The 7,624-nt window shown below is 31.7% G+C and carries 7 protein-coding genes; 2 read left to right on the top strand and 5 right to left on the bottom strand.

Features of this window, described 5'->3' with window-relative positions:
• The first annotated feature begins 21 nt into the window (after positions 1-21).
• Positions 22-1,698: a formate--tetrahydrofolate ligase gene (locus Q0958_RS17615; protein WP_299125557.1), complete on the top strand. Its 1,677-nt coding sequence runs from the start codon at positions 22-24 to the stop codon at positions 1,696-1,698.
• A gap of 81 nt (positions 1,699-1,779) precedes the next feature.
• Here the strand turns inward: Q0958_RS17615 and Q0958_RS17620 are convergent, their stop codons facing one another.
• The 5 genes from Q0958_RS17620 to thrS form a co-directional block, all read right to left on the bottom strand.
• Positions 1,780-2,367 (bottom strand): hypothetical protein, encoded by a 588-nt coding sequence (locus Q0958_RS17620; protein WP_150900932.1) that lies wholly within the window; start codon positions 2,365-2,367, stop codon positions 1,780-1,782.
• Between the two features lie 95 nt (positions 2,368-2,462).
• Positions 2,463-2,807: a 50S ribosomal protein L20 gene (gene rplT, locus Q0958_RS17625; protein ID WP_150900931.1), complete on the bottom strand. Its 345-nt coding sequence runs from the start codon at positions 2,805-2,807 to the stop codon at positions 2,463-2,465.
• Positions 2,808-2,901: 94 nt separating this feature from the next.
• The gene (rpmI, locus tag Q0958_RS17630; RefSeq protein ID WP_150900930.1) at positions 2,902-3,099 is read right to left on the bottom strand and encodes a 50S ribosomal protein L35; all 198 of its coding nucleotides are present in this window, start codon (positions 3,097-3,099) and stop codon (positions 2,902-2,904) included.
• A gap of 48 nt (positions 3,100-3,147) precedes the next feature.
• A complete protein-coding gene (gene infC, locus Q0958_RS17635) occupies positions 3,148-3,666 on the bottom strand; it encodes a translation initiation factor IF-3 (RefSeq protein WP_175578760.1) in 519 nt (172 codons plus the stop codon).
• A 68-nt stretch (positions 3,667-3,734) separates the two neighbouring features.
• Positions 3,735-5,687 carry a threonine--tRNA ligase gene (gene thrS / locus Q0958_RS17640; RefSeq protein ID WP_299125566.1) on the bottom strand — a complete coding sequence of 651 codons (1,953 nt, stop codon included), beginning with the start codon at positions 5,685-5,687 and terminating at the stop codon, positions 3,735-3,737.
• 196 nt (positions 5,688-5,883) lie between these two features.
• On the opposite strand from thrS, the gene Q0958_RS17645 reads away from it, so the two are divergent.
• The gene (locus Q0958_RS17645; RefSeq protein ID WP_299125568.1) at positions 5,884-7,170 is read left to right on the top strand and encodes an ATP-binding protein; all 1,287 of its coding nucleotides are present in this window, start codon (positions 5,884-5,886) and stop codon (positions 7,168-7,170) included.
• Positions 7,171-7,624: the final 454 nt, after the last annotated feature.

Here is a 7,624-nt window from a genome sequence, read left to right on the forward strand (position 1 = left end):
CTAAAAAATATATAATTCGCTATGGCGCATTTAACCGATATTGAGATAGCTCAAGCAAAAGAATTACAGCACATTAAAACTGTAGCTAATAAACTTAATTTGAATGAAGATAATTTAGAAATGTACGGTAAGTACAAAGCTAAATTGCCCTTAAGTTTAATTGATGAAAATAAAGTAAAACAAAACAATTTAGTTTTAGTAACAGCTTTAACACCAACACCAGCAGGAGAAGGTAAAACTACTGTTTCTATTGGTTTAACTGAAGGATTAAATAAAGTAGGAAAACAAGCAACTGTTGTTTTACGTGAACCATCTTTAGGACCTGTTTTTGGTATTAAAGGTGGTGCTGCAGGAGGAGGGTATTCTCAAGTAGTACCTATGGAAGATATTAACTTACATTTTACTGGTGACTTTAATGCTATAGAAAAAGCTAATAACTTATTATCTGCATTAATTGATAATAATTTACAGAGTAAAACCAATAATTTAAATATAGATCCCCGTACTATTTTATGGAAGCGTGTAATTGATATGAACGATAGATCATTACGTCATATTACTATTGGATTGGGAGGAACTGCCAATGGAATTCCACGTGAAGATGGATTTAATATTACGCCAGCATCAGAAGTAATGGCAATACTTTGTATGGCTACTGATTTTGACGATTTGAAAAAAAGATTAGGTAATATATTTATTGGGTTTACTTTTGATAAAAAACCAGTTTTTGCAAGCGACTTGAAAGCTCAAGATGCAATGGCTATTTTATTGAAAGATGCAATTAAACCTAATTTAGTTCAAACCTTAGAAGAAAATCCAGCAATTATTCATGGAGGTCCATTTGCTAACATAGCCCAAGGAACTAATACAATTATTGCTACTAAAATGGGATTGTCATTATCAGATTACGTAGTTACAGAAGCTGGTTTTGGAGCAGACTTAGGAGCAGAAAAGTTTTTAAATATTAAATCACAGCATGCAGGGTTGAATCCTAAGTGTGTAGTATTAGTAGCTACTGTTAGAGCATTGCGTCATCATGGAGGTGCGCAAAAAGAAGAATACAACACACCAAGTATAGAAAAAGTTCAAGAAGGATTTAAAAATTTAGAGAAGCATATTGAAAATATTCGCAAATACAATATTGAGCCTGTAGTAGCAATTAATTCATTTATTTCAGATACAGAAGAAGAGGTGAATTTTGTTATCGAAGCATGTGGTAAGTTGGGAGTAAGAGCTGTAGTGTCTGAAGGATGGGCAAAAGGAGGAGAAGGAACTAAGAACTTAGCTGAGGCAGTAGTTGATGTTGTTGAAAATAAAGCAACTCAATTCAAACCATTGTATGATTGGACAAGTCCGGTTAAGGAAAAAATTGAAACGATAGCTAAAGAAATTTATGGAGCTGAAAAAGTTGAGTATAGTAAAAAAGCACAACTAAACTTAAGAAGAATTGACCGTTTAGGATTCAATGATTTTGCAGTGTGTATGGCTAAAACACAAAAATCATTTTCAGATAATGATAAACTAATAGGAAGACCGGAAGGTTTTACTGTAACTGTTCGTGAAATAGAAATAGCAGCAGGAGCTCAATTTATTATCCCAATTTTAGGAAAAATGATGCGTATGCCAGGTTTACCAGCTGTACCGGCATCAGAAAATATGACTATTGACAATCAAGGTGTAATATCTGGTTTGTCTTAATGAAGTAAAAGACTATTAAAAATAAAAATCCCGAGTTTTTAACTCGGGATTTTTATTTAGAAAACTTTTATAATTAAACTATTAACTTACACCACGTTGTTTGTTAATTTCATCTTGTAACTGGCGTCTTAGTTTTTGTTCCTTAGTTAAGGCGTTTTTCTTGTGTTGTTCAAACTCTTGCTCAACATCAATTAATAAATCTTTAGTTTGTTTAGTAACAGCATTACTGTTTTTAAAACGAAAAATGAAAAAAGCCAAACCAACAACAAGAGCAATTATAATACTCCATACTATAGTGTTGTAAGTGCCTTTTTTTAGAGGGATGCCTATAAATGAAATAGCATCTTCTTTTTCTATAGAAGCAGATAAATTATTGTTTAAAGCATCAATCTTAGTTTGTAAAGAAGTGATGTTTTTTAGTTGTTCATTTATTTTAATTTGTTTAGCAGCTGCGTCATTTTTAATCGCTTTTATGCTGTCTAAAATATTTTTCTGTAAACTCAAAAACTCATTCTTTTTTATAACCTTATAGATTTGGTAATTGTTTGAGTTTTTATAAAGTTTTTTAAATTGATTTTCAACCGTGTTAGGTAGTTCGGTTTTACTCGAGTTTTGTGCTATAATACCTTGAGTAAAAATAAAAATGAATAATATTCTTAAAGTTTTCATAGGTAAAGATTTTATGTTAGAATAATTGAATGTTTTAATTTAAAAAAACCCAAACGTTTAAGTTTGGGTTTTTAGTATAAGCAAGGTTGTGAAACTTATTTTACTTTTTCTACAATGGCCTTAAAAGCTTCTGGGTTGTTCATCGCTAAATCAGCTAAAACCTTACGGTTTAATTCGATGTTATTAGCTTTTACTTTCCCCATAAACTGAGAGTAAGACATTCCAAACTGACGAGCTCCAGCGTTAATACGTTGAATCCATAATGAACGGAAGTTTCTCTTATTGTTTTTACGGTCACGGTATGCATATTGCATTCCTTTTTCAACCGCATTCTTTGCTACTGTGTAAACGTTTTTACGTCTTCCAAAGTAACCTTTTGCTTGCTTCAAGATTTTTTTTCTTCTATTTCTTGAAGCTACTGAATTTACTGATCTTGGCATAATTCAAATGTTTTTTGTAGTAGGCGATCGAAATACGATACTTTATTGAGCCTAACTCCATGGTTAATAATTAAATTCCCTGGCTAACAATTAATTATTTTAAAACTAATTGTTGCTTAATACTAGCCTCATCAGACTTGTGAACTAAAGTCGAATGAGTTAATGCAAGCTTACGTTTTTTAGACTTCTTTGTTAAGATGTGACTTTTGAACGCGTGCTTTCTTTTGATTTTTCCAGAACCAGTTAACTTGAAACGTTTCTTGGCACTAGACTTTGTTTTAATTTTAGGCATCTTTGTTTTTTAGTTTATCTTGCTTATATATTGTAAGTATGATATGTTTTATTTTGTCTTTTTAGGAGCAATAAACATAATCATTCTTTTTCCTTCTAGTTTAGGCATTTGTTCTACCTTACCATATTCTTCTAATTCTTGAGCTAATTTTAATAATAAAATCTGCCCTTGTTCTTTAAATACAATAGAACGTCCTTTGAAGAATACAAAAGCTTTTAATTTAGCTCCGTCTTGTAAAAACTTAATAGCATGTTTCTTTTTGAATTCATAATCATGCTCATCAGTTTGAGGACCGAAACGAATTTCCTTTACAGTAACTTTAGTAGCCTTAGCTTTTAAAGCTTTTTCACGTTTCTTTTGCTCGTACAAAAACTTTTTGTAATCAATAACTTTACAAACAGGAGGAACAGCTTTAGGAGAAATTTCTACTAAATCTAATTCTTGCTCTCGTGCTATCTCTTTTGCTTTTGCTAAAGGATATACACCTACCTCAATGTTTTCACCAACAAGGCGAACTTCATCAACATATTTAATTTTATCATTAATTCTATGCTGATCTTCTTTAATTACTCTAAGCGGTCTACGTCCGCCTCTTCTTCTAATTGCTATAACTTATAAATTTAAAAATTACTATTTTATTTTTCGTTTCCAAAAGGAACTAATGTTTTACCAACTTCTTTCTTTATTAGAGAAATAAATTCTTCAATAGTGAATGTACCTAAGTCTCCTTCACCATGTTTCCTTACAGATACTGTGCCATCTTGCTCCTCCTTTTCGCCTACAATAACCATGAAAGGTATTTTGCTAACTTCCGCATCACGAATCTTTCTTCCAGTCTTCTCACTACGATTGTCTACGAGGGCGCGAATTTCGGAATTTTCTAACAAAGTTAAAACTTTTTTGGTATATTTTTGATATTTCTCGCTGATTGGCAGTACAATAACTTGTTCTGGAGTTAACCAAAGAGGGAAATTACCACCAGTATGCTCCAGTAAAATTGCTATGAAACGCTCTAAAGAACCGAATGGTGCTCGGTGAATCATTACAGGGCGGTGTAGTTCATTGTCACTACCTTTGTAGTGTAAGTCAAAACGTTCAGGTAAGTTATAGTCAACTTGGATTGTTCCTAGTTGCCAACTTCTACCTAAAGCATCCTTAACCATAAAGTCTAATTTAGGTCCGTAAAAAGCAGCTTCACCTTCTTCGATAACAAAATTTAAACCTTTGTCTTGAGCTGCGTTGATGATAGCTTGCTCAGCTTTTTCCCAGTTTTCAACAGAACCAATATACTTATCTGGGTTCTCTGGGTCTCTTACTGAAACTTGTGCAGTAAAGTTTTCAAAACCTAAAGAGCCAAAAACATATAGTACTAAATCGATAACATTTTTGAATTCTTCATCAAGTTGTTCTGGTGTACAGAAAATGTGTGCATCATCTTGAGTAAATCCTCTTACACGAGTTAATCCATGTAATTCACCACTTTGCTCATACCTATATACAGTACCAAATTCAGCAAAACGCTTAGGTAAATCTTTATATGAATGAGGTTTGAAATTGTATACTTCACAGTGATGAGGGCAGTTCATTGGTTTCAATAAAAACTCTTCATCCATTTTAGGAGTTTTTATAGGTTGAAAACTGTCTTCACCATATTTAGCATAATGACCAGAAGTAACATAAAGGTCTTTTTGTCCAATATGAGGAGTCATTACCATTTCGTAACCAGCTTTCTTTTGAGCATTTTTTAAGAAACTCTCTAATCTTTCTCTTAAAGCTGCTCCTTTAGGTAGCCATAAAGGTAATCCCTGTCCAACTTTTTGAGAAAAAGTAAATAATTCTAACTCTTTACCAAGTTTTCTATGGTCACGCTTTTTAGCTTCTTCTAGTAATTCTAAATATTCGGTAAGCATTTTTTGCTTAGGGAAAGAAATACCATAAATACGAGTTAATTGGTTGTTCTTTTCATCCCCACGCCAGTAAGCGCCAGCAACGTTCATTACTTTAATAGCTTTAATTATTCCTGTGTTTGGAATGTGTCCACCTCTACATAAATCAGTAAAATCACTATGGTCACAGAAAGTAATATCGCCATCAGTTAAATTTTCAATTAATTCAACCTTGTATTCATTTCCTTCTTCTTTATAATATGATAAAGCATCAGCTTTAGAAACAGAACGTAATTTAAATTCATGCTTACCTCTTGCTAGTTCTAAAAATTTCTTTTCAATAGCAGAAAAGTCTTTTTCAGAAATAGTATCATCACCTAAATCTATATCATAATAAAAACCATTGTCGATAGCGGGACCTATAGTTAATTTAGCATTTGGATGAAATTCCAAAATAGCTTGTGCTAATACGTGAGCAGAAGAATGCCAAAAAGCTTTTTTTCCTGCTTCATCATTAAATGTATATAGTATTAAAGAACCATCGGTGGTTAATGGAGTAGAGGTTTCAATGGTTGTACCATTGAAGTTTGCAGAAATTACGTTTCTAGCAAAACCTTCGCTTATACTCTTAGCAACATCCATAGCGGTGCTGTTCACTTCAAATTCTTTGACGTTTCCGTCTGGCAATGTAATTTTAATCATTATATAAATATGTCTTTAGGTTAAATTTCCTTACAAGTGGAAATTTCAAGTCGCAAAGATATTGTAAAACCGTTTGCTGTACAATATATAGTTTGTTGTATTTCTAAGAAAAAGAAAAGATATAATAAGAAGGGGTGAAATATGAGTGAGTTTAGGATGAAATACTTATATTTATAAGTTAATAATGTAATATAGTATGTTTTTAGACTCTTTGAAAAAGATTGGTCGTTTAGAATCGTTTGAGATAAAGAACAATAGCTTAGTGCTATGTTTGATTTCTCCAGGAGTGTATATATATTCATTGTTAATCTTTCGATATAATGTGAATGCAATAGAGATTCCTTATCTCAGGGAAGTGTTTGCAGTTTTATTTATGTTAGTAGCATTACTGCCGTTGACTAAACATAGAGTTGTAGTTGATTACTATGGAATATTTGTTTTTGCAATTTTGTTGCTGTTTCAACATTATCTAACATATACAGTAGCATTGAATAATTTTTCAATGGATTATCTGTTGGGAACATTTATAGTGATGTTTGGTGGGGTGTTAATGTTAAGTAGTAGATTATTGATAGTGTTGTTTAGCGCTTCGCAGCTTATACATATGAGTTATTGGGTGTTGAAGTCAAATTTAGGTATAGTAGAAGAAGGAGCTATTATAATATCTACTACAACAATATTTGTTTATTCATTTATAATATTAAATGGTATTATAAGGTATAGGCAAGAGTTGGTAGAATTAAACGAAAGTTTAGAAGATAAGATAAAAGAAAGGACAGAAGCTTTAGAGCGAAGAGCAAAGGAGTTAAGTGCGAGGAATAAAGATTTAGAAGAGTTTGCATATGTGATTTCACATGATTTAAAACAACCATTAGGGAATATATATACCTTAGCAGAGTGGAGTGAGGTTATGTTGAAAGATAGTGGGAACGAGGAGTTGAATTCTAGCGTGACTGGAATTAAAGAGCTTGCAGAGCAAATGGAAAAACTTATAAAAGGTATATTGAATTATTCATTGTATAAGAATAAGGAGAAAGAACTAACAAGAGTTGATGTAGGGTTTATGTTGAGGAAAATTAAAAGTTCGAATGAAAGTGATTCTTGTGAGATAATTATAAAGGATGAAATGCCGAAGATTTTCTTTAATGAAGAACAGTTGAATCAGGTTTTTCAAAATTTAATAGAAAATGGAATAGTACATAATAATAGTAGCGATATTAAAATAGAGGTCGCATGCAAAGAAGAAGGAGATGAGTATGTTTTTTCGATTAAAGATAATGGGCCAGGTATTGAAAAGAAATTTTTCGATAAGATATTCGAGTTGTTTCAAAGATTAGATATTGATTCTGGAGGTGGAGAAATAGGGGTTGGTTTACCTTTGGTGAAGAAAATAGTAGAAAGATCAGGTGGTAAAATCTGGTTAACAAGTAAAGTAGGGGCAGGTAGTACTTTCTATTTTACAATAAGAAAGAGCTTCAGTTAGTAATATAAGAGGATCTAATTATAGATAATAAGTTTGATAAATCATATAGAACTTGATGAAACCAATACCTAACTAAAAAACTTTCAACTATAACTATCTGATAAATAGTGTATGTAAAGAATAATTCAAAAAAAGATTAAAAAAGATAGTTGTTATGTTAAAAAAGGGTTCTATATTTGCACCCGCTAACGGAAAAACGATAGTTTTAAAGATAGCAAAAGTTCATTAAAATAGGCGGTAGAGTAGGGTTAAAAGAGTGTAAAAAATAAGTTAAATTATTCTTGTTTATTACAAAATAAAGATGGTATCTTTGCAGTCCGTTTTAGAGACGGCAGTTCATTAAAATTCCAGCAAAAACAAATTAAAAAAAACTTTCAAAAAAAGTTTGTCAGTTTCAAAAAGGTTTGTAAATTTGCAACCGCTTAAATAAAGCGACACGATCACAGAAATTTTG

This window comes from uncultured Tenacibaculum sp. (assembly GCF_947499065.1).
GTDB lineage: Bacteria > Bacteroidota > Bacteroidia > Flavobacteriales > Flavobacteriaceae > Polaribacter.

Excerpts from the sequence above, each read along its gene's own strand:
- Q0958_RS17645 (WP_299125568.1), top strand. The coding sequence starts at position 5,884 with ATGTTTTTAGACTCTTTGAAAAAGATTGGTCGTTTAGAATCGTTTGAG.
- Q0958_RS17615 (WP_299125557.1), top strand. The coding sequence starts at position 22 with ATGGCGCATTTAACCGATATTGAGATAGCTCAAGCAAAAGAATTACAG.
- rpmI (WP_150900930.1), bottom strand. The coding sequence starts at position 3,099 with ATGCCTAAAATTAAAACAAAGTCTAGTGCCAAGAAACGTTTCAAGTTA.
- thrS (WP_299125566.1), bottom strand. The coding sequence starts at position 5,687 with ATGATTAAAATTACATTGCCAGACGGAAACGTCAAAGAATTTGAAGTG.
- Q0958_RS17620 (WP_150900932.1), bottom strand. The coding sequence starts at position 2,367 with ATGAAAACTTTAAGAATATTATTCATTTTTATTTTTACTCAAGGTATT.
- rplT (WP_150900931.1), bottom strand. The coding sequence starts at position 2,807 with ATGCCAAGATCAGTAAATTCAGTAGCTTCAAGAAATAGAAGAAAAAAA.